Below are 19,705 nucleotides of genomic sequence, written 5' to 3' on the forward strand. Positions count from 1 at the left end.
CCAGCCGGAACCGGGGAGGGGATCCAACCATGGCCGCGAGCCGACGCCACCGTCGCGCCCGTATCACCACCATCGCCACCGTGACGGCCGCCGTCGCGCTCACCACCGGCCTCGCCACCGGCTGCGACGCCGTGGACAAGGCCCTCGACTGCGTCCGCACCGCAGACGCCATCGCCGACAACGTGACCGAACTCCAACAGGCGGCCGAGAACGCGGCCACCGACCCCACCCGCGCCGACGAAGCCCTCGACGCCATCGAGAAGAACCTCACCAAAATCGGCGACAAGACCGACGACATCGACGTCAACAAGGCCGTCGACGACCTCGGCGACGCCGTCACGGGTGTCCGCACCGCGATCAAGAACGGTGACAGCACCCCCGACATCGGCCCCGTCACCGACGCGGCCGGCGAACTCACCAAGGTCTGCACCCCGTAAACCGGCCCACCGGACAGGGGGATACTGGCCCGCATGACCCGCCTCATCCTCGCCACCCGCAACGCCGGAAAGATCACCGAACTCCGCTCGATCCTCGCCGACGCCGGACTCACCCACGACCTCATCGGCGCGGACGCCTACCCGGACGTCCCCGACGTCAAGGAGACGGGCGTGACGTTCGCCGAGAACGCGCTGCTCAAGGCGCACACCCTGGCTGGCGCGACCGGACTGCCCGCCGTCGCCGACGACTCGGGCCTGTGCGTCGACGTCATGAACGGCGCCCCCGGCATCTTCTCGGCCCGCTGGGCCGGACGGCACGGCGACGACAAGGCCAACCTCGATCTGCTGCTCGCCCAGCTCTCCGACATCGCCGACGAACACCGCGGCGCGCACTTCGCCTGCGCGGCGGCCCTCGCCCTGCCGGACGGGCGGGAGGCGGTGGTCGAGGGCCAGTTGCGGGGCACCCTCCGGCACCGCCCCACGGGCACGAACGGCTTCGGCTACGACCCGATCCTCCAGCCGGACGGCGACACCCGAACCTGCGCGGAACTCACCCCACCCGAAAAAAACGCCATCAGCCACCGAGGCAAGGCCTTCCGAGCCCTGGTACCAGCGATACGAGACCTACTGGGCTGACGCCACAAAAAACGCCCCGCACCTTCGAATCGAAGGTGCGGGGCTCCTTTTACCTGTGCGCCCGGTCGGATTCGAACCGACAAACACGATCCCCTAAAAATCGCCGCTCGGCCGTTGGCGTACGGGCGCTCCAATCGCAGGTTACTCTACTGCGCTACGCCTTCCGCCGTCCTCCCCCTCTGCACCAGGTGCTGGTGATCGCATGACAGTTGGGGCACAGCAACCGCAGATTCTCCCGCCGGTCGTCGCGCCAGTCCCCGTTGATGTGATCGACCTCCAGCGTCATGGGGCGCCCGAGCCACTGCGGCCCCACCCCGCACCCGGCGCACTTTTCCGGGACGCCGACCGAACGGAGCGCACGGCGCAGCCGCGAGGTCCGCGTCCGGCGCTCGCCCTCGTGCCGTACCAGAACCTCTGAGGGGTGCCGGCTGTTCGGGGCTCGCTTTCCCCGCCGGTGTGCCTGTCCCAGGAAGTGGTCGGTCGACAGGCGCTCCTCCGTGATCCACTTCCTGAGAGTGGCACGTTGCCCGCTGTTGTCCGGGCGGTCCAGGCGGCGCAGCACCTCCGCCAGTGATGTCGACGCGGCCACCGCACCACGCAGTTCGCCGGACGTGGGACGGCGGAGCCTGCCGACGGGACGGAAGTGTGAGACGTCGATGCCGAAGTGGGCGAACCGCTTCATGATGTGTCGCCGGAGGGTTCCGTACGGTGTGGTGCCGAGACAGGCGATGACCTCGTCCACATCGGAGCAGTGCCGGGCCGCCTCCATCAGCCGTTCCCGGGTGTACCGCACGACGTCACTCATGAGGTGCCGTCCCGGATCGCCTTGCGCCACGGCCTCGGTAAGTGTCCGTGGTGGAATGGCAGTTGGGGCAGAGCAGCCGCAGGTTCTCGATCTCGTTGTTGCGCCAGTCGCCGTCGATGTGGTCGACCTCAAGGGGCAGCGGTTCCCCCAGCCACACCGGTGCCATGCCGCACATGGCACACCGCTCGTCGATGCCGTGCGCCAGCATGGCCCGCTTGAGGCGGCTGCTCTGCATCCGCCGGGCGTCGGCCGCCGACTGCTTCACCAGCAACCCCTCCGGTGCGCGAGGCCGCCGCCCGCCCCCCTGCGTCGGCACCCGGAAGTGAGAGGTGTCGATGCCGTACGCCTTGATGCGGCGGCTGATGTGAGTGTGGTGCCCGCCGACCACATCGAGTCCGAGACGGCGCAGTACCTCGCCCATGTTGGACGAGGCCGACACCGCTGTCTGGAGGATTTCGCGGGTCCACCTGGAGCCCTCCCGCTCGAAGTGCGACGTGTCGATTCCCAGCCTCCGCATGCGGTCCCTGATGTAGTTCCGGGTGGAGCTGCGTGGATCCACCCCCAGTCGCCCCAATGCCTCCGACAGTGTCCGCGCCCCCTCGGCTGCGGCCTGCAGCCGGTCCCTGCTGTATGCGCTGGCCCCCATTCCGGCCCCCTCCGTGTTCGGTCTGGTGTTCGTGGACTCGTGTGGGGTAACGAACCGTTTATCGGACGGTTACGAACGAGATGCGAACGGCCCGGCCCGGGGTGTTCCGGGGCGGGCCGTTGGGTGGGGAGGGGGCTGGGGTCAGAGGGCCAGGTCCTTGATGAGCTTGGCTACGTGGCCGGTGGCCTTGACGTTGTACAGGGCCCGTTCCACCTTGCCCTCCTCGTCGACGATCACCGTGGAGCGGATGACGCCGACCATCGTCTTGCCGTACAGCTTCTTCTCGCCGAAGGCGCCGTACTCCTGGAGGACCCGCTTGTCCGGGTCGGCGAGGAGGGTCACCTTCAGGGACTCCTTCTCGCGGAACTTCCCCAGTTTCTCCGGCTTGTCGGGGGAGATACCGATCACGTCGTAGCCCGCGTCGGCCAGGAGGTCCAGGTTGTCGGTGAAGTCGCACGCCTGCTTGGTGCAGCCGGGGGTGAGGGCCGCCGGGTAGAAGTACACGATGACCTTGCGGCCCTTGTGGTCCGACAGGGACACGTCGTTGCCGTCGGCGTCGGGGAGGGTGAAGGCGGGGGCCACGTCCCCGGGCTGGAGTCGCTCGCTCATCGGTCTAGCGTAACGGGGGGTCCTGGCGGTGCGGCGGCGTGGGAAGCTGACAGACTGTCCGCAACAGCACCAGCAGACTTCGGAGGCCGTACGGTGGCGGACACGTCGGACACCAGAACCCCGGCGCAGATCGAGGCGGACATCAGGCGCCGCCGTGAAGTGCTGGCCGAGACGCTCGACGAGATCGGGGTGCGGGTGCATCCGAAGACGGTCGTCGGGGATGCCAAGGCCAAGGTCGTCGCCCATGTCGACCGCACTCTCGGACGGGCTTATGTGCAGGTCAACCGGGTGATCAGCGACGTCGGGGCGCAGTTCGTCGACGAGCAGGGTGCGCCGCGTGCGGAGCGCATCGTGCCGGTGGCCCTGGTCGTCGTCGGGGTGGTGGGGCTGCTGGCCCTCGGTTCCCGGCGCCGCAAGGGCTGACCCGGTCGCTCATGGACAGGTAAAAGGCAGGTAGGTTCGAAGGCGTGAGCGCCAACAGAAACGAGCACAGCAGCACTCCCCATCACGACAAGCTGCCCATTCGGATGTTGCACGACCGGGTCCTCGTGCGGCAGGACACCACCGAGGGCGAGCGGCGTTCGGGCGGCGGCATTCTGATTCCCGCCACCGCGGCCGTGGGCCGCCGGCTGGCCTGGGCCGAGGTCGTGGCGGTGGGGCAGAACGTCCGGACCGTGGAGCCGGGTGACCGGGTCCTGTACGACCCGGAGGACCGGGCCGAGGTCGAGGTGCGGGGTGTCGCGTATGTGCTGATGCGCGAGCGTGATCTGCACGCCGTGGCCGCCGACCGGTTCGAGGGGTCGGAGGATTCCACCGGCCTGTATCTGTAGATCACATCTGTTCTTCGACGGCGGATGGGGCCGGTGACCTTTGTCACCGGCCCCATCCGTGGTTTCGTTGCTAGTGCTGCGACCGGAAAGGTTCACCGGCTCGCGACGCCCGGCACGGCACTCCCCCAGCCTTCGGCCGGGAGGTGCCCCCACGCCGCGTTGTCGCATCACCCGAGTACATCCAGTACGCGGGAGATGCTCCGCCTTGCGATGCACCGCACCGGACGCCGCGAGCTTTCCGGCAAACCTTTCCGGCCACAGCACTGGCTTTGACGGAGCCCGACGAGACGCGCCGTACCGGGACGCAGGCAAAGACGACGCACCCCCGTTCTGTCCGTGCGTCTGTCCCGGAGGTGCCTGTCATGGCCTGGGTTCTGCTTGTCGTCGCCGGTCTGCTTGAGGTGGGCTGGTCGATCGGCATGAAGTACACCGACGGTTTCACCCGCCTGGTGCCCAGCGTGTTCACCGGTGCCGGCATCGTCGCCAGCATGGTGCTGCTCTCGTACGCCGCTAGGTCCCTGCCCATCGGTACCGCCTACGGGGTGTGGGTGGGCATCGGCGCGGCCGGGGCGGCGGTGCTCGGCATGGTGGTGCTGGGGGAGCCGGTGACCGCCGCCCGGATCTTCTTCATCTGTCTGCTGCTGGTCGCCGTGGTGGGGCTGAAGGCGACGTCCGGTCACTGACCGGTCGCTGACCGCGGCCCCCGGGTCGGGTCGCTACCCGGTGAGGTCGTCCAGCGGCCCCGCGGTGCCCGTCGTGGCGCCGCCGCCCGGGGTGCTGGGGGTGCCGCCGCCCGTGCCGGTGCCGCCGTCGGCGGTGTTCCCGGCTGTGCCGCCCACGTCGCCGCCGTCGGTGGTGCCGGTGCTGGTCCCGGCGTTCGCGGAGCCGTCGGTCGTGCCGCCGTCGGTGCCGGTGCCGTCGGTGCCGGTGTCCCCGCCGTCGGTGCCGCCGTTGTCGCCTCCGGAGGTCTGCCCCTGGGTCTGGCCCTGGTCGTTCGGGTCGCCGGTGCCGGGGGTGCCGCCCGTGTCCTGGCCGCCGGTGCCGGGCTGGGAGGCGGACGGGGAGCTGGGCGGCATGGTCTGGTCGGCGCCCGGCTGCAGTTCCAGGTCGAAGGAGGTGACCGAGTGGCCCTTCAGGGCGTCCTTGGTGTACTGGCCCCAGATCTCCGCGGGTGCGCCGCCGCCGTTGATGCGGGGCAGGCCCATCACGTCGTAGAGCGATTCATGGGCGGCGGTGACCGGGTCCTGGCCCATGACGGCCACGACCGTGGAGAGGTCGGGGGTGTAGCCCGCGAACCAGGCGGCCTGGTCCTTCTCGGCGGTGCCGGTCTTGCCCGCGGCGGGGCGTCCGGCGGCCTGGGCGGCGGTGGCGGTGCCGTTCTCGACGACGCTGCGCAGGACGGAGGTGGTGGTGTCGGCGGCCTGCCGGCTGACGGCCCGCTCGGTCTTGCGTTCGGGCAGTTCGACGTCCTCGGTGCCGTCCTTGGTGATCTTGTCGACGAGGGTGTACGCGGTGTGCTTGCCGTGGTTGGCGAGGGTCGCGTACGCCTGGGTCATGTCGAGGACGCTGGCGGTGGCGGTGCCGAGCGCGATGGACGGGCCGGGGCTGAGGTCCTTGGTGTCCGCGGGGATGCCGAGGTCGATCGCGGTCTGCTTGACCTTCTCCGGGCCGACGTCGACGGCCATCTGCGCGTACACGGCGTTGACGGACTTGTCGGTGGCGGAGCGCACGGTGATGTCGCCGTAGGAGACCTGGTCCTCGTTCTCGGGGCCGTAGGTTTCGCCGCTCCAGCCCTGCACGGGCCGCTTGTTGGTGCCGTCGTAGTAGGTGTTCGGTGTGATCGTCTGGCCGTCCTGGGTGGTCGAGTCGTTCTCCACCGCCGAGGTGAACACGAACGGCTTGAAGGTGGAGCCGACCTGGAAGTCGGCCCGGGTGGCGCCGTTGGTGTACTGCTTGACGTAGTCGATGCCGCCGTACATCGCGACGACCCTGCCGGTCTTCGGGTCGATGGAGGCGCCGCCCGCGCGGACGTAGGTGTCGACCTTGCGGTTCTTCTTGTCCAGTTTGGACATCAGCCGGTCGTCGACGGCCTTGACGAGGGCGTTCTGCCGGCCCTTCTCCAGGGTGGTGGTGATGCGGTAGCCGCCCGCCTCCAACTCGTCCGCGTCCACGATCTTGTTGGCGGTGAGGTAGTTCTTGACGGCCTCGACGAGATAGCCGCGCTGCCCGGACAGCCCGGTGGAGAAGGTCTGTTCCTTCGGCATGGGGAACTTCAGGCCCGACCGCTCCGACCGGCTGAGCCAGCCCTTCTTGACCATGCCGTCCAGGACGTAGTTCCAGCGGGCCACGGCCGCCGGCTTGTTCTGGGGGCGGGCGACGACGTCGTACTCGCTGGGGGCGTTGACGAGCGCGGCGAGATAGGCGGCGCGGGCCGGGTCGAGGTCCGTGGCGTCCACGCCGTAGTACGCCTGCGCGGCGGACTGGATGCCGTAGGCGTTGCGGCCGAAGTAGCTGGTGTTGAGGTAGCCCTCCAGGATCCGGTCCTTGGACTCGGTGCGGTCCAGCTTGATCGAGATGAAGAACTCCTTCACCTTGCGGGTGACGGTCTGCTCCTGCGCGAGGTAGTAGTTCTTCACGTACTGCTGGGTGATCGTCGAACCGGACTGCTTGCCCTTGCCGGTCGCGGTGTTCCAGACGGCGCGGATCATGGCCTTGGGGTCGACGGCGGACTCGGAGTAGAAGTCGCGGTCCTCGGCGGCCAGTACGGCGTGCTGGGCGTCCTTGGAGATCTGGGCGAGGGTGACGCTCTCCCGGTTGATCTCACCGTCGCGGGCGAGTTGGCTGCCGTCGGCGTAGAGGAAGACGTTGCTCTGCTTGGTGGCGAGAGCGTTCGCCGGGGGGATCTTCACCAGGGAGTAGCCGAGGAAGAACAGCCCGATGAGGAGCAGTACGCCGATGACGGACGTGCCGAGCACCATGCGCCAGGTCGGCAGGAGCCGGCGCCAGCCCGTGCGCTTGGGGCGCTTGGGCTTCTTGCCCGGCTCGCCGGGTCCCCCCTGCGTGGTGGTCGGTGCCCAGCCATCGGTCGGCTGCTGCGGCTGCGGCTCGTCGCTCATCTCGTGCACGGACTCCTGTTTTACGTCGTACGTTCCCGTACGCCCTCGTACGCCTTCTGCGCCCCCTGTTGAAGACTCTCGCACCAAGCGTTCCGTTCCCGGATTCCGGCACGCGTCCCCGGGAAAACGCGTGGCCCGCGGCCTTGCCCGCCCGCTAAGCTCCTGCGCTTCGGTGTCGGGCGGTCCGGGAGGTCGGTGGGAATGGGCGCGGGACGGTTGTACGCGGCCGTCGCGGCAGGGGGATTCCGACGATACGCGACATACCGGGTGGCCACTGCCGCCGGGGTGTTCACCAACACGGCCTTCGGGCTGATCCTCGTGTACACCTACCTGGCGCTGTGGGAGGAGAGACCGCACCTGGGCGGGTACGACCAGTCACAGGCGGTCACCTATGTGTGGCTCGGACAGTGCCTGTACGCGACGCTCGCCATCCAGGGCGGCGGGGTCGAGAAGGATCTCATGGACCGGATCCGCACGGGCGAGATCGCCGTCGATCTGTACCGGCCGGCCGACCTCCAACTGTGGTGGCTGGCATCCGATTTGGGGCGGGCGCTGTTCCAGATGGCGGGGCGGGGCGTGATCCCGTTCGCCTTCGGTGCGCTGTTCTTCCCGATGGCGCTGCCGACGGACGTCACCACCTGGGCGGCGTTCCTGGTCGCGCTGCTGCTGGCGATGGTCGTCAGCTTCGGCATCCGCTATCTGGCGGCCCTGAGCGTGTTCTGGTTCCTGGACGGCATGGGTGTCTCGCAGGTCCTGATGGTCGCGGGGATCTTCTGCTCGGGCATGACGCTGCCGCTGAACGCCTTCCCGGGCGCGCTCGGCGACATCGTCCAGGCGCTGCCGTGGGCGGCGCAGCTCCAGATGCCGGCCGATGTGCTGATGGGGGAGGCCGACCCGCTGGGTGCGTACGCCTTCCAGGCGGCGTGGGCGGTGGCGCTGCTGGCGGCGGGGCGAGTGGTGCAGTCGGCGGCGACGCGGCGGGTGGTGGTGCAGGGTGGCTGAGATCTCCGGGCTGGGGGAGGGCCTGCGGGCCTATCGGCTGATCGCCGCGATGTGGATCCGGTCCACGATGACCTACCGCACGTCCTTTGTTCTCACGGCGCTCGGCAACCTGCTGGTGACCGGGCTGGACTTCGTCACGATCCTGCTGATGTTCTCGCAGGTCGGCTCGCTCGGCGGCTGGACACTGCCCGAGGTCGCCTTTCTGTACGGTCTGTCGGTGACGGCGTTCGGGATCGCCGACCTGCTGTTCGGCTCGTCGGACACCCTGGGCGTCCGGATCCGCGACGGTTCCTTCGACACGCTCCTCGTGCGGCCCGCGCCGGTGCTCGCCCAGGTCGGCGCGGACCGCTTCGCGTTGCGCCGCCTGGGCAGGATCACACAGGGCGTGCTGGTGCTGGGGTACGCGCTCGGCCGGGCCGACGTCGACTGGACCGTGCCGAAGGCGCTGCTGGTGCCGGTGATGCTGGTCAGCGGCTCGGCGATCTTCTGCGCGGTGTTCGTGGCGGGCGCGGCCTTCCAGTTCCTGGCGCAGGAAGCCGCCGAGGTGCAGAACGCGTTCACGTACGGCGGTACGACCCTGTTGCAGTATCCGCCGGCCGTGTTCGGGAAGGACCTGGTGCGCGGGGTGACGTTCGTGCTGCCGCTCGCCTTCGTCAACTGGCTGCCCGCGAGCTATGTGCTCGACCGGCCGTATCCGCTCGACCTGCCGGGGTGGACCGCGTTCGCGCCGCCGCTGGTGGCGGTGGTGTGCTGCGCGCTGGCGGGCCTTGCGTGGCGGGCGGGGCTTCGTTCCTACCGGAGTACAGGGAGTTAGCACGTGACGGACGGCGACTTCGTCGAACCGGGCCGGTTCATCGAACTGGACGGCGTGGAGAAGGTCTTCGACGTACGCAGGAAGACCGGTCTGCTGCGGCGCGAACGGCGACAGGTACGGGCGGTCGACTCGATCTCCTTCACCGTGACGCGCGGCGAGATGGTCGGCTACATCGGCCCGAACGGCGCCGGCAAGTCGACCACGATCAAGATGCTCACCGGCATCCTCACACCGAGCGGCGGCCGGCTGCGGGTGGCCGGCATCGACCCCTCCCGTGAGCGCCGGCGGCTCGCGCAGCGCATCGGGGTGGTGTTCGGGCAGCGCACGACGCTGTGGTGGGACCTGCCGCTGATCGACTCCTACCGGTTGGTGCACCGCATGTACCGCATCCCCGACCGGCGGTACCGGGAGAACCTCGACCGCTGCGTCGAACTCCTCGAACTGGCCGACCTGTTGGACGTGCCGGTGCGCCAGCTCTCGCTCGGCCAGCGGATGCGCGGGGACATCGCGGCGGCCCTGCTGCACGACCCCGAGGTGCTGTATCTCGACGAGCCGACGATCGGCCTCGACGTCGTCTCCAAGGCCAGGGTGCGGGAGTTCCTGCGCACGCTGAACGCCGACCGGGGCACCACCGTCCTGCTGACCACGCACGACCTTCAGGACATCGAGCAGTTGTGCTCCCGGGTGATGGTCATCGACCACGGGCGGCTGGTGTACGACGGCCCTCTCGCCGGGCTGCACGAGGCTGGGGAGAGCGAGCGGACCCTGGTGGTGGACCTGGAACGGGAGGTCCCGCCGATCGAGGTGCCCGGGGCCCGGGTGACCAAGGTCGAGGGGCCCCGGCAGTGGCTCGCCTTCCCGGCGTCCGCGTCGGCGGCGCCGCTGGTGGCACGGATCGCCGCGAGCTACCCGCTGGCGGACCTGTCCGTACGGGAACCGGACATCGAGGCGGTGATCGCCAGAATGTACGCCGGCGAGACCGAGGGCGCCGTCTCCTAGGGCCAATGCCGACGCCCTAGCCGTACGGTGGCCCCGGCCGCCTCGTAGCACGGGCACGGGCGGACCTCGTAGGCTGCTGGCTATGACCGACGATGCCCCGGAACTGCGCGCCTCCGACGCCGATCGCGAGCGGGTCGCCGAAGTCCTGCGGGACGCCCTCGCGGAAGGGCGGCTCGACATGGAGGAGTTCGACGAACGGCTCGACGCCACCTACAAGGCGCGCACCTACCGGGAACTGGCCCCGATCACCAAGGACCTGCCCGCGGCCGGCGCGGTGGCCCCGCCGCCCGCGGTGGCGCTGAACAAGGAGCCCGCGGCGGACGGGAGTTGGGCGGGCCGGATCGTCGGCGGCGAGGGCTCTTCGTCCTGGGCGGTCGCCGTGATGTCCGGGTTCCAGCGCAAGGGGCGCTGGACCGTGCCGCGCCGCTTCAACAGCTTCGCCTTCTGGGGCGGCGGCGAGATCGATCTGCGGGACGCCGACTTCGCGGACCGCGAAGTGGTGATCAACTGCGTTGCGATCATGGGCGGTATGCAGGTCGTGGTGCCCCCCGGGGTGGAGGTCGTGGTGCGCGGCATCGGCATCATGGGCGGCTTCGACCACCGGCAGGAGGGCGTGCCCGGCGACCCCGGCGCGCCACGGGTGATCGTGACCGGCTTCGCCTTCTGGGGCGGCGTCGGCGTGGAACGCAAGATCGCCCGCGCGGAGCGGCAACGGCTGAAGGAGGAGCGCCGGCAGCAGCGGCTGGACCGGCGGTCCGAACGCCGCGAACTCCCCGAGGGCAGGCGCGGGGACCGCATCCGCGACGAGCGCGAACGACGCCGCCACTGGGAGCACTGAACGACACCCACCAGGAGGACCGTTCGCCCCGGTCCCCGGGTCTCGGGGGCTGCCTGACTCCCCGGGGCTTGGGGTGCTGGGGTTCGGGGTTGTGGTGTCCAGACCGACCCCGCCCGGGGGCCTATGCGGCCGTCAGGCGACCGCCGCCAGTGCCGCGACCCGGGCGAACTCTTCCTCCAGGCGGTCACGGCCGAGGCCCGCGAACTCCCGGTCCAGGTCTGCTGGTGTCACTCCGCGCAGTTCCACCATCGTGCGGGCGGCCCGGACCCATGGCGCCCACTCCGACCCGTACTTCACCTGCTCCATGTGACCCCCCGGGACCGGCTGAAGCGTCACGGGATGATGGAGGGGGCCGACGACTCCCCACGCGGGTACACGCCTCGCCCACGCCGCCACGAACTGTCCACCGCGCAGGGCGTGGCAGAGCTGGATGGAGATCCCGGCGCACGGTACGCATACCGGCGGGCTCGTCGTGCGCTCCCCTTCCCGGATCGGGCCGACGCTGTCCCGCAGGAGAAACAGGTGCGGGCCGTGGGGGTCGGTCGGCGTGCGGGAGCAGACCTGGCACATCATGTTCAGCATCGCCCGGCGCTGCCGGTAGGGGTGGACGTTCCGCAGTTGTGGGCTGCCCCGCCGCTGCTTGGGCCGCAGGGCGTACCGGACCCAGAGCACGCCGAAGCTGTCCCGGTCGTACGGGGTTTCATCCGCGTACGCGATTCCCGGGGCCACGCAGTGGTACGAGACTTCGACGAGCGCCTTCACGGCGTCTACCTGTAGCAGAGGGGATCACCGATGCGCGTAGGGATCACCGGACACCGCGGGCTCAGCAAGGACGTGGAGCAACGGGTATGCGCCATGCTCGATGAGGTCGTACGCGACTTGGACACCGCTGATCTGACGGCCGTGTCGTGCATTGCCGATGGTCCCGATTCGTGGTTTGCGGAAGCGGTGTTGAAGCGGGGCGGCCGGCTTGAAGTCGTCGTTCCCGCGGCGGAGTACCGCGAGAGCCTTCCGGAGTGGCACCACCCCGTCTATGACGAGCTGTACGGCGGCGCGGTCGACATCCATGAAACCGGCATGACCGAGTCAACCTCCGAGGCGCACCAGGCGGGAAGCGAGGTCTTGGTGGGCCTGGTCGACGAGCTGATCGCCGTGTGGGACGGGAAACCGGCCTGGGCGTTCGGCGGGACAGCGGACGTGGTCGCTTACGCGGAGCGGACCGGTGTGCCCGTGCGCATCGTGTGGCCGGACGGCGCCAGCCGCTGACCGGGCGAGAGCCGCGCGAGCAGCGCGGCGAGGTCGGACGCGTCCATACGGGCCAGCTTGGCAGAGCCCCCCGGCGCCATGGGGCGCTACCCGACCCTGTCACGGGGCTGCCCGCGCCCGGGGCCACGGGGTGCTGCCCGGCCCCAGACGGACATCGGCCACCACCCGTGCCACACCCCCACGGCTCGGCCGCGCCCACCCGCGCCTCGCAGGACGCCACCCACCCGGCCGACGGCTGAGCTGTCACGACCCTGCCGCCGTCGGTCGGCTATCGGTGCTGGTTCCGCTATAGTTCCGCCTGGCCCGCGCCCTTGAGGGTGGCCAGGTCGAAGGCTTCGGCCATTTTGCGGTAGCCGCGGTCGCTGGGGTGCAGATGGTCGCCGGAGTCGTACTGCGGGCGCAGCCGTCGCGGGCTCCACGGATCCCGTAGGGCCGCGTCGAAGTCGACCACCGCGTCGAAGACCCGGCCCCCGCGTATCCGGGCGTTGATCTCCTGGCGGACGTGTTCGCGGGCCGGTGTCGAACCCCGGTGCCCGGAGAACGGCATCAGGGTGGCGCCGACGACCTTGAGGCCGCGGGCATGGGCCCGGCGGACCAGCGTACGCAGCCCTTCAACCACGCGGTCCGGGTCGGCGAGCCGCGGGTTGCGCAGGATGTCGTTGACCCCGAGGTCGATGACGACCACCTTGACGTTCGTACGGTCGAGCACGTCCCGGTCGAAGCGGTCGAGCGCGCTCTCGTTGTCGGCGGGCCGGCCAAGCCCGTCCGCGAGTATCTGGTTCCCGCTGATGCCCGCGTTGACGATGCCGTAGCGGGGCAGGTCCGCGCCGTCCGCGACGGCGTCGCGCAGCCGCCGGGCGAGGAGGTCCGTCCAGCGGCGGTTGGCGTTCTCGGTGGAGGTGATGCCGTCGGTGAGCGAGTCGCCGAACACGACCACCGTGCCGTCGGACTCGTTGCTGAGCACGTCGAGGGCGGTCAGATAGCGCCAGACCGACGTCTGCTCGGTGTAGCGGGCGCCGGCCGCGTCCTCGGTGCGGTCGCCCTGGGCGACGTACGAGGTCTGCCGCGCGTGCGGATGGTAGGTGACCGGTCCGGCCGCGGTCGGGGAGTACGTGGTGACCAGGATGTCCGCGTCGTGCGGGACGGTGATCCGCACGGCGTCGCTCACCACCTGCTCGCCGGGCGCTATCAGCACACCGGTGCCGCCGCCGAACGTGAGTTGCCGCATCGTGCGCGCCACGGCGGCCGCGGTGCCGTCACCGGCGGCGACCGCCAGGGACGCGTGCGTGACGGCCAGCGCCGACTGGCCGTACAGGTTGGACAGCGTGATCCGGGCGCTGGTGCCGCTCACGCTCGTGTGCACCACGTTCCGTATCGAGCGGCCCGCCATGCCCTGTGTCTCCGTGCCGGGTTCGCCGCCGACCGGGGAGGCGGACCAGGCGCCGACCCAGGTGCCCGTGGACGCGGGGGCCGCCGAGGAGTCGTGCCGCGGGCGGTGGCCGGCGACGGTGGTGCGGGATGTGCCGCCGTCGGCCGCCACGCCGGCGTAGATGGCGGCGGACAGTCCCAGCACCAGCGCGATGACCGCACTGAGCAGGACATAGCCATGACGCCTGGTCATGCTTGTGCTGTTCTCCTCGGCGAGGGGAGCCCTGGCTCCGGTCCGACGAGCCCATGATGCGTCATGAGCCGGGGTGACCTGACAGGACCCTGTGCAAACCCCCGTCCGGACAGACGCCGGGAACTCTTGTTCCGTTCCAGGAGTCGGTCAGGTTGGGACAATGGGTGCGGGATCGCCGAACGGGTGGAGCGTATGGACGGCACGGAGGAAGGCGCGGAAAGGCGCACGACCGAACGTATGGCCGAGCGTATGGCCGAACGCACGATCGAAGGAGCGGCGGCTGGTGCGGCGGCGGGCGCGGCGGCCGGGGCCGCGGTGCCGCGCGGCTACCGCGCCATGACGTCGTTCACCCCGGCCGACGCGGAGCGGCAGCGCGGCGTGCGACGCATGAAGCTCACCGCGGTCGGCCTGCTGCTCTTCGTGGCCGTCGTCTACGGCCTCGCGAAATGGGCGTCGAACGCGGGCGCGGGCCCCTGGGCGGGCTATGTCGCCGCGGCGGCCGAGGCCGGCATGGTCGGCGCGCTCGCCGACTGGTTCGCGGTCACCGCCCTCTTCCGGCACCCCCTCGGCCTGCCCATCCCGCACACCGCGATCATCCCCAACAAGAAGGACCAGCTGGGGATCTCGCTCGGCGAGTTCGTCGGCGAGAACTTCCTGTCCCAGGACGTCGTACGGCAGCGGCTGCGCGCCGTCGGCATCGGCAGCAGACTCGGCGCCTGGCTGGCCGAGCCCGAGCACGCGGACCGGGTGACGGCGGAGCTGGCCACGGCGCTGCGCGGCGCGCTGACGGTGCTGCGCGACTCCGACGTCCAGGCGGTGGTCGGCGAGGCCATCACGCGCCGCGCCGACACCCAGGAGATCGCCCCCGGCATGGGGAAGATGCTGGAGAAGATCGTCGCGGACGGCGGTCACAGACGGTTCGTGGACCTGATCGTCGGCCGGGCGCACGACTGGCTCGTCCTGCACGACGAGCAGGTCATGGACGCCGTCCAGGGCGGCGCTCCCGGCTGGACGCCGCGCTTCGTCGACAAGAAGGTCGGCGAACGGGTCTACAAGGAGCTGCTGCGCTTCGTCACCGAGATGCGGGACATGCCCTCCCACCCGGCGCGCGGCGCCCTCGACCGCTTCCTCGGCGACTTCGCCTCCGACCTGCAGTCCGACACGGACACCCGCGCGCGCGTGGAACGGCTCAAGGGTGAGGTGCTGGGCCGTGGCGAGGTCCAGGACCTGATCGCCTCCGCCTGGACGGCCGTACGATCCATGATCGTCTCGGCGGCCGAGGACGAGCGCAGCGAGCTGCGGCTGCGGGTGCGCGCCTCGCTGCTGTCGCTGGGCGCCCGGATGGCCACCGAACCCAAGGTCCAGGACAAGGTCGACAGCTGGGTCGAGGGCGCGGCGGTGCACGTCGTGACGACCTACCGCAAGGAGATCACCTCCCTGATCACCGACACCGTGGCCGGCTGGGACGCCGAGCACACCACCCGGAAGATCGAGGCGCACATCGGCCGTGACCTGCAGTTCATTCGTATCAATGGCACAGTGGTGGGTTCCCTGGCAGGGTTGTTGATCTACACGGTGTCGCAGGCGTTCGGCGCTTAGGACCTGTCCTGGCCGGGCCGGTGGCCAGGGCCCGGCCGGGCTCTTCGGCGACGCGGCGACCGACGACGAGGGAGCCGCGCCCATGACCGCTGCCGAGGCCGCCACCGGCCGGACCGTCACCACCTCCGTGCCCGCCCGGCTGGACCGTCTGCCCTGGTCCGGCTGGCACTGGAGGATCGTGTTCGGCCTCGGCACCGTGTGGATCCTGGACGGCCTGGAGGTCACGGTCGTCGGCAACATCGCGAGTCGGCTGTCCGAGCCCGGCAGCGGGCTGCCGATCACCTCGGGTGAGGTCACCGGGGTCGCCGCCGCGCTGTATGTCGCGGGAGCCTGCTCCGGCGCCCTCTTCTGGGGCCGGCTGACCGACCGGCACGGCCGCCGCAAGCTCTTCATGATCACCCTGGGGCTCTATCTGGCCGCCACCGCGCTGACCGCCATCTCCTTCTCCACCTGGTGGTTCTTCCTGTTCCGCTTTCTGACGGGCTTCGGCATCGGCGGCGAGTACGCGGCCATCAACTCGGCGATCGACGAGCTGATCCCGGCGTACTACCGCGGCCGGGTCGACCTGCTCATCAACGGCAGCTTCTGGCTGGGCGCCGTCGGCGGTTCACTGCTGTCGATCGTCGCGCTGAACACGGACCTGCTGCCCGCGGACATCGGCTGGCGGCTTACGTTCGCGCTGGGCGCCGTACTCGCCCTGGTCATCCTCCTGGTGCGGCGGCACGTCCCGGAGAGCCCGCGCTGGCTGCTCATCCACGGCCGGGAGCGGGAGGCGGAACGGATCGTCGCCGCGATCGAGCGGCGGGTCACCGAGGAACGGGGCGAGCCGCTGCCCGAGCCGCACGGCGAACTGGTCATCCGCCAGCGCCGCGACATCGGCTTCAGGGAGATCGCCCGCACGGTCCTGCACGACTACCGCAGCCGCGCCGTGCTCGGCTTCGCCCTCTTCATCGGGCAGGCGTTCCTCTACAACGCGATCACCTTCGGCTTCGGCGCGATCCTGACCACGTTCTTCGACATCCCCGCCGACCGCACCGGGTACTACTTCGTCGTCATCGCGGCCGGCAACTTCCTGGGCCCGCTGCTGCTCGGCAAGCTCTTCGACACCGTGGGCCGGCGGGTGATGATCTCCTCGACCTATCTGCTCTCCGGCCTGCTGCTGTTCGGCACGGCCTGGCTGTTCGACCGGGGTGCCCTCGACGCGAGCACGCTGACCGCGTGCTGGTGCGCGGTGCTGTTCTTCGCCTCGGCGGGCGCCTCCAGCGCCTATCTGACCGTCTCCGAGATCTTCCCCATGGAGACCCGGGCCCTGTGCATCGCCTTCTTCTACGCCCTCGGCACCGCCGCCGGCGGGATCAGCGGCCCCCTGCTGTTCGCCGAACTCACCGGCACCGGCAGGGTCGCCGACACGGTCCTCGCCTTCCAGGTCGGAGCGGGCCTGATGTGCGCGGCCGGACTGGTCGCGGCGGTCCTCGCGGTACCGGCGCAGCGACGGGCGCTGGAGGACATCGCCCGTCCGCTGACGGCGGCGGACTAGGCCGAAACGCTCCGCTGGTTGTGCAGCGATCGGATGTGCCGCGATGTGCCGTCGGTTGTCCGCGGCGCCGTCGTGGCTGGGCGCTCCCCCAAGTTCCCGGCTTCGCTCGAACAGGGGCCCCATCGCGGCGGAGCCGCATATTGATACAGCCCCGCGCCCCTTTGGGGCGGTGATCGGAGCCGCCGGACCGGAGAGGCGGCTGCCCGTGGGAGGCGCGCCTCGGAGGTGGGACGCGCGGCCCGCAGGAGGGTCCGCGCCTTCCCCCGGAGGGTCATGCGCCGGTGGTCGATCCCGGGCGGACGATCATCAGCACCGTGACGATCGCCCACAGGATGTTGAACATCCCGGTGAACATGGCGAGCCGTACGGTCGTCTCCCGCGTGCCCGCCCCCTCGACCAGCGCGCTCTGCCGCGGCAGCACCAGCGCCACCAGCACCACGGCGGCCATCGCCGTCAGCACGATCGACACGATCAGCCAGGCGCTGCCGAGCACGCCCATGTTGCTCGCCGTGGCGAACCCGAAGACGGGCACGGCGACACCGACGACGCCGTACACCCGGCAGATCCGGTGCAGCAGCTCCACGGTCCCGGTGGCCCGGACATCCTCCGGGGCGGCCAGGGCCCGGCGGGCGGCCGGCGGGAACATGCTGGCGGCGACGGTGACGGGACCGATGGCGACGATGGCGGCCAGTACATGGACGGCGAGCAGGAACTTGGTCACGGGACGACGCTAGACAGCCGGCCGGCGCGGCAGAAGCGGCAGTAATGCCAGAGACCAACGGATTCTCGCCGCCCGCTCCCACCACACCGCCCGGCCCGCTTCCCCCGGCCCGCCTGCCTGGCCACAATCCGTCGTAAGCTACGTTTCCTGCCATGCACACCGTGGCCGTACTGGCGCTGGACCAGGTCATCCCCTTCGACATCGCCGCCCCGATCGACACCTTCGGCTGGGCCCGGCTGCCGGACGGCCGCGAGGCCTACCGGATCCGGGTGTGCTCACCGCCGGGCGAGATGAGCGCGGGCGCGTTCACCGTGCGGGCGCCGTACGGTCTTGAAGCGCTCGCGGACGCCGACACGATCATCCTGCCCGGCGTCGCGGACCCGACGGTGCCGCTGCCGCCCGGGGTGGCCGAGGCGCTGCGCGCCGCGGCGGCGAACGGCACGCGCATCGCGTCCATCTGCGTCGGCGCGTTCGTCTTCGCGGCGACGGGCCTGCTGGACGGCCTGCGCGCCACGACGCACTGGGTGGGGGCCCGCCATCTGGCGGCCCGCCACCCGGAGATCACCGTCGACCCGAACGTCCTGTACGTCGACAACGGTCAGTTCCTCACCTCGGCGGGCGCCGCCGCCGGAATGGACATGTGCCTGCACATGATCCGCAAGGACTACGGCTCCGCGGTCGCCGCACACGCGGCCCGCATGTGCGTCATGCCGCTCGAACGGGAGGGCGGCCAGGCCCAGTTCATCGTCCACGAGCTGCCCCCGGCCCCCGCAGGCGCCACCCTGGAACCGCTCCTGGAGTGGCTGGAGGACCACTGCGACCAGGACCTCACCCTGGAGGAGGTGGCCGCGAAGGCGGGCATGAGCACCCGCACCCTGAACCGCCGCTTCCGCGAGCAGACCGGCACGACCCCGCTCCAGTGGCTGCACCGGGCGCGGGTGCGGCGCGCGCAGCACCTGCTGGAGACGACCGCGCACCCCGTCGAACGCATCGCGCACCAGGCGGGTTTCGGCTCCCCGACGGCGTTCCGGGAACGGTTCAGGAGAGTGGTGGGAACAAGCCCCCAGGCATACCGCCGGGCCTTCCGCTCCCGCGGCGGCGCCCCCGCCGGCGCCGGAAAGCCCTGACAACCGAGAGGCGACCCGAAGAGCGAGGTACGGGCACGCCCGGACCGACACGGCGAGCTGGTACGGCGGGGGCGAGGCCGGAGGCTGCGTACGGGTGTCCGGGGCGGTACGGCGGGGGCCGGGCTCGGATGGTCTGAGGGCTGCGTACGGGTGCGCGGTCTGGTACGGCGGGGGCCGGGTTCAGGGGGCCGAAGGCTGCGTACGGGTGCGCGGAGCGGTGCTGCGGGGGCCGGTTCGGGTGGTCTGAAGGGCTGCGTACGGGTGCGCGGGGCGGTACCGCGGGGGCTGGGCCCAGGGGTCCGAAGGGGCGGCGTACAGGTCCCCGGGCCGTGTGGCGGGCTGGGCCCAGGGGGCCGAAGGGGCTGCTTACAGGTGCTTACAGGTGCTTACAGGTCCCCGGGCCCGTGCGGCGGCGGGCTGGGCTCAGGCGCGGCGGTCGGCGACGGCCCAGGAGGCCAGGGCGACGGCGCCGGCGACCCCGAACACGGACGGCCAGGCGCCGACCTTCTTGGCCAGCGGATGCGACCCGGCGAAGGCGGCGATGTAGGCGGCGCCGAGCGCGCCCGCCGCCTTGGGCCCGGCCTCCTTGTGCCACTGCTGAGCGGCGGCGGCTCCCGCGACGGCCAGGACGACCCCGCCGAGTTGCCGCTTCTTCGTCCAGCGGGCGACGCCGTATCCCCCGACGAGCCCGCTCGCGGCGATCACGGAGCTGGGAACCTTGGCCATGTCTGCCTCCTCATGTCACTGCCCGAGGCTAACCGTTCCTAGAGACTGAGCGGGAGTGGGTCCTGTTGCCAGAACCCGTGCTCAGCCGAACGCCCCGAACGGTGTTGGGCGTTCTGGTCCACCGCTTTCACTCCGTATCCGGCGCGCACGGATCGTGTCCGTGGTCCGGGAATGCGGGGGCGGTTTCCCTCACGCCCCGGGGCCACCGGTCCGGCCTGGACGGTCCGATGCCCCGCACGATCACTCCGGTCGTGCGGGGGCGGTGCCGTCCGTCGCCGGATCGGATGTCCCAGGGCGCGCCTGCCGATCGCCACGGCGGCCGCGTCGTGGCGAGTGGTTGTGCGGTTGTTGCCCGTGAGGGGTTTCTGCCAGTGCT

Annotated in this window: 21 protein-coding genes, 1 pseudogene and 1 riboswitch; of the genes and pseudogenes, 13 read left to right on the forward strand and 9 right to left on the reverse strand. The window is 70.7% G+C overall.

Annotated elements, in window-relative coordinates; translation table 11 throughout:
• Nucleotides 1-29: 29 nt before the first annotated feature.
• Together ABT245_RS22910 and rdgB are read left to right on the forward strand one after the other, a co-directional pair.
• Nucleotides 30-437 carry a hypothetical protein gene (locus ABT245_RS22910; protein ID WP_351736378.1) on the forward strand — a complete coding sequence of 136 codons (408 nt, stop codon included), beginning with the start codon at nt 30-32 and terminating at the stop codon, nt 435-437.
• Between the two features lie 33 nt (nt 438-470).
• The gene (rdgB, locus tag ABT245_RS22915; protein ID WP_351736380.1) at nt 471-1,073 is read left to right on the forward strand and encodes an RdgB/HAM1 family non-canonical purine NTP pyrophosphatase; all 603 of its coding nucleotides are present in this window, start codon (nt 471-473) and stop codon (nt 1,071-1,073) included.
• Nucleotides 1,074-1,227: 154 nt separating this feature from the next.
• Here rdgB and ABT245_RS22920 read toward each other — a convergent pair whose 3' ends face one another.
• From ABT245_RS22920 to bcp, 3 genes are all read right to left on the reverse strand, one after another.
• Nucleotides 1,228-1,878 (reverse strand): HNH endonuclease, encoded by a 651-nt coding sequence (locus ABT245_RS22920; protein ID WP_351736382.1) that lies wholly within the window; start codon nt 1,876-1,878, stop codon nt 1,228-1,230.
• Nucleotides 1,871-2,524 (reverse strand): HNH endonuclease signature motif containing protein, encoded by a 654-nt coding sequence (locus ABT245_RS22925; protein WP_351736384.1) that lies wholly within the window; start codon nt 2,522-2,524, stop codon nt 1,871-1,873. The genes ABT245_RS22920 and ABT245_RS22925 overlap by 8 nt, the downstream gene beginning before the upstream one ends.
• A 141-nt stretch (nt 2,525-2,665) precedes the next feature.
• The gene (gene bcp, locus ABT245_RS22930) at nt 2,666-3,133 is read right to left on the reverse strand and encodes a thioredoxin-dependent thiol peroxidase (protein WP_351736386.1); all 468 of its coding nucleotides are present in this window, start codon (nt 3,131-3,133) and stop codon (nt 2,666-2,668) included.
• Nucleotides 3,134-3,226: 93 nt separating this feature from the next.
• On the opposite strand from bcp, the gene ABT245_RS22935 reads away from it, so the two are divergent.
• From ABT245_RS22935 to ABT245_RS22945, 3 genes are all read left to right on the forward strand, one after another.
• The gene (locus tag ABT245_RS22935; RefSeq protein ID WP_351736388.1) at nt 3,227-3,556 is read left to right on the forward strand and encodes a DUF3618 domain-containing protein; all 330 of its coding nucleotides are present in this window, start codon (nt 3,227-3,229) and stop codon (nt 3,554-3,556) included.
• 104 nt (nt 3,557-3,660) lie between these two features.
• A complete protein-coding gene (locus tag ABT245_RS22940) occupies nt 3,661-3,963 on the forward strand; it encodes a GroES family chaperonin (protein WP_451620872.1) in 303 nt (100 codons plus the stop codon).
• A gap of 260 nt (nt 3,964-4,223) precedes the next feature.
• Nucleotides 4,224-4,287: riboswitch (guanidine-III (ykkC-III) riboswitch) on the forward strand.
• A gap of 38 nt (nt 4,288-4,325) precedes the next feature.
• Nucleotides 4,326-4,646 (forward strand): DMT family transporter, encoded by a 321-nt coding sequence (locus tag ABT245_RS22945; RefSeq protein ID WP_351736392.1) that lies wholly within the window; start codon nt 4,326-4,328, stop codon nt 4,644-4,646.
• Nucleotides 4,647-4,679: 33 nt separating this feature from the next.
• Here the strand turns inward: ABT245_RS22945 and ABT245_RS22950 are convergent, their stop codons facing one another.
• Nucleotides 4,680-7,079 (reverse strand): transglycosylase domain-containing protein, encoded by a 2,400-nt coding sequence (locus tag ABT245_RS22950; RefSeq protein ID WP_351736394.1) that lies wholly within the window; start codon nt 7,077-7,079, stop codon nt 4,680-4,682.
• A 201-nt stretch (nt 7,080-7,280) separates the two neighbouring features.
• Here ABT245_RS22950 and ABT245_RS22955 point away from each other — a divergent pair, with 201 nt between their 5' ends.
• The 4 genes from ABT245_RS22955 to ABT245_RS22970 all read left to right on the forward strand — a co-directional run bounded on the left by ABT245_RS22955 (nt 7,281) and on the right by ABT245_RS22970 (nt 10,732).
• A complete protein-coding gene (locus ABT245_RS22955) occupies nt 7,281-8,081 on the forward strand; it encodes an ABC transporter permease (RefSeq protein WP_351736396.1) in 801 nt (266 codons plus the stop codon).
• Nucleotides 8,074-8,895, forward strand: a complete 822-nt coding sequence (locus ABT245_RS22960) for an ABC transporter permease (RefSeq protein ID WP_351736398.1) — start codon at nt 8,074-8,076, stop codon at nt 8,893-8,895. The genes ABT245_RS22955 and ABT245_RS22960 overlap by 8 nt, the downstream gene beginning before the upstream one ends.
• Before the next feature lie 3 nt (nt 8,896-8,898).
• Nucleotides 8,899-9,894 (forward strand): ABC transporter ATP-binding protein, encoded by a 996-nt coding sequence (locus tag ABT245_RS22965; protein ID WP_351736400.1) that lies wholly within the window; start codon nt 8,899-8,901, stop codon nt 9,892-9,894.
• A gap of 82 nt (nt 9,895-9,976) precedes the next feature.
• A complete protein-coding gene (locus ABT245_RS22970) occupies nt 9,977-10,732 on the forward strand; it encodes a DUF1707 SHOCT-like domain-containing protein (RefSeq protein WP_351736402.1) in 756 nt (251 codons plus the stop codon).
• A 132-nt stretch (nt 10,733-10,864) separates the two neighbouring features.
• On the opposite strand, the gene ABT245_RS22975 is transcribed toward ABT245_RS22970, so the two are convergent.
• Entirely contained in the window at nt 10,865-11,494 is a 630-nt protein-coding gene (locus ABT245_RS22975; RefSeq protein WP_351736404.1) for a hypothetical protein, read from the reverse strand.
• Between the two features lie 30 nt (nt 11,495-11,524).
• Here ABT245_RS22975 and ABT245_RS22980 point away from each other — a divergent pair, with 30 nt between their 5' ends.
• Complete coding sequence (locus ABT245_RS22980) at nt 11,525-11,998, forward strand: hypothetical protein (RefSeq protein ID WP_351736406.1); 474 nt, start codon at nt 11,525-11,527, stop codon at nt 11,996-11,998.
• A gap of 286 nt (nt 11,999-12,284) precedes the next feature.
• Here ABT245_RS22980 and ABT245_RS22985 read toward each other — a convergent pair whose 3' ends face one another.
• On the reverse strand, nt 12,285-13,619 hold the full coding sequence (locus ABT245_RS22985) for an SGNH/GDSL hydrolase family protein (protein ID WP_351736408.1): 1,335 nt from the start codon (nt 13,617-13,619) through the stop codon (nt 12,285-12,287).
• Nucleotides 13,620-13,811: 192 nt separating this feature from the next.
• Here ABT245_RS22985 and ABT245_RS22990 point away from each other — a divergent pair, with 192 nt between their 5' ends.
• Nucleotides 13,812-15,218, forward strand: a complete 1,407-nt coding sequence (locus ABT245_RS22990; protein WP_502982166.1) for a DUF445 domain-containing protein — start codon at nt 13,812-13,814, stop codon at nt 15,216-15,218.
• 82 nt (nt 15,219-15,300) lie between these two features.
• Nucleotides 15,301-16,755, forward strand: coding sequence for an MFS transporter (locus ABT245_RS22995; RefSeq protein WP_351736410.1), 1,455 nt, complete (start codon nt 15,301-15,303; stop codon nt 16,753-16,755).
• A 271-nt stretch (nt 16,756-17,026) separates the two neighbouring features.
• Here ABT245_RS22995 and ABT245_RS23000 read toward each other — a convergent pair whose 3' ends face one another.
• Nucleotides 17,027-17,476, reverse strand: a complete 450-nt coding sequence (locus ABT245_RS23000) for a hypothetical protein (protein WP_351736412.1) — start codon at nt 17,474-17,476, stop codon at nt 17,027-17,029.
• Nucleotides 17,477-17,628: 152 nt separating this feature from the next.
• Here ABT245_RS23000 and ABT245_RS23005 point away from each other — a divergent pair, with 152 nt between their 5' ends.
• The gene (locus ABT245_RS23005) at nt 17,629-18,603 is read left to right on the forward strand and encodes a GlxA family transcriptional regulator (protein WP_351736414.1); all 975 of its coding nucleotides are present in this window, start codon (nt 17,629-17,631) and stop codon (nt 18,601-18,603) included.
• Nucleotides 18,604-19,026: 423 nt separating this feature from the next.
• Here the strand turns inward: ABT245_RS23005 and ABT245_RS23010 are convergent, their stop codons facing one another.
• Nucleotides 19,027-19,329: a hypothetical protein gene (locus ABT245_RS23010; RefSeq protein WP_351736416.1), complete on the reverse strand. Its 303-nt coding sequence runs from the start codon at nt 19,327-19,329 to the stop codon at nt 19,027-19,029.
• Between the two features lie 38 nt (nt 19,330-19,367).
• A pseudogene (locus tag ABT245_RS23015) lies at nt 19,368-19,705 on the reverse strand (IS200/IS605 family accessory protein TnpB-related protein); the annotation flags it as partial.

The organism is Streptomyces sp. NPDC001508 (genome assembly GCF_040298665.1).
GTDB lineage: Bacteria > Actinomycetota > Actinomycetes > Streptomycetales > Streptomycetaceae > Streptomyces.

Excerpts from the sequence above, each read along its gene's own strand:
- bcp (WP_351736386.1), bottom strand. The coding sequence starts at position 3,133 with ATGAGCGAGCGACTCCAGCCCGGGGACGTGGCCCCCGCCTTCACCCTC.
- ABT245_RS22945 (WP_351736392.1), top strand. The coding sequence starts at position 4,326 with ATGGCCTGGGTTCTGCTTGTCGTCGCCGGTCTGCTTGAGGTGGGCTGG.
- ABT245_RS22995 (WP_351736410.1), top strand. The coding sequence starts at position 15,301 with ATGACCGCTGCCGAGGCCGCCACCGGCCGGACCGTCACCACCTCCGTG.
- ABT245_RS22955 (WP_351736396.1), top strand. The coding sequence starts at position 7,281 with ATGGGCGCGGGACGGTTGTACGCGGCCGTCGCGGCAGGGGGATTCCGA.
- ABT245_RS22990 (WP_502982166.1), top strand. The coding sequence starts at position 13,812 with ATGGACGGCACGGAGGAAGGCGCGGAAAGGCGCACGACCGAACGTATG.
- ABT245_RS22980 (WP_351736406.1), top strand. The coding sequence starts at position 11,525 with ATGCGCGTAGGGATCACCGGACACCGCGGGCTCAGCAAGGACGTGGAG.
- ABT245_RS22950 (WP_351736394.1), bottom strand. The coding sequence starts at position 7,079 with ATGAGCGACGAGCCGCAGCCGCAGCAGCCGACCGATGGCTGGGCACCG.
- ABT245_RS22970 (WP_351736402.1), top strand. The coding sequence starts at position 9,977 with ATGACCGACGATGCCCCGGAACTGCGCGCCTCCGACGCCGATCGCGAG.
- ABT245_RS22920 (WP_351736382.1), bottom strand. The coding sequence starts at position 1,878 with ATGAGTGACGTCGTGCGGTACACCCGGGAACGGCTGATGGAGGCGGCC.
- ABT245_RS22910 (WP_351736378.1), top strand. The coding sequence starts at position 30 with ATGGCCGCGAGCCGACGCCACCGTCGCGCCCGTATCACCACCATCGCC.
- ABT245_RS23010 (WP_351736416.1), bottom strand. The coding sequence starts at position 19,329 with ATGGCCAAGGTTCCCAGCTCCGTGATCGCCGCGAGCGGGCTCGTCGGG.
- ABT245_RS22940 (WP_451620872.1), top strand. The coding sequence starts at position 3,661 with ATGTTGCACGACCGGGTCCTCGTGCGGCAGGACACCACCGAGGGCGAG.
- rdgB (WP_351736380.1), top strand. The coding sequence starts at position 471 with ATGACCCGCCTCATCCTCGCCACCCGCAACGCCGGAAAGATCACCGAA.
- ABT245_RS22925 (WP_351736384.1), bottom strand. The coding sequence starts at position 2,524 with ATGGGGGCCAGCGCATACAGCAGGGACCGGCTGCAGGCCGCAGCCGAG.
- ABT245_RS23005 (WP_351736414.1), top strand. The coding sequence starts at position 17,629 with ATGCACACCGTGGCCGTACTGGCGCTGGACCAGGTCATCCCCTTCGAC.
- ABT245_RS22985 (WP_351736408.1), bottom strand. The coding sequence starts at position 13,619 with ATGACCAGGCGTCATGGCTATGTCCTGCTCAGTGCGGTCATCGCGCTG.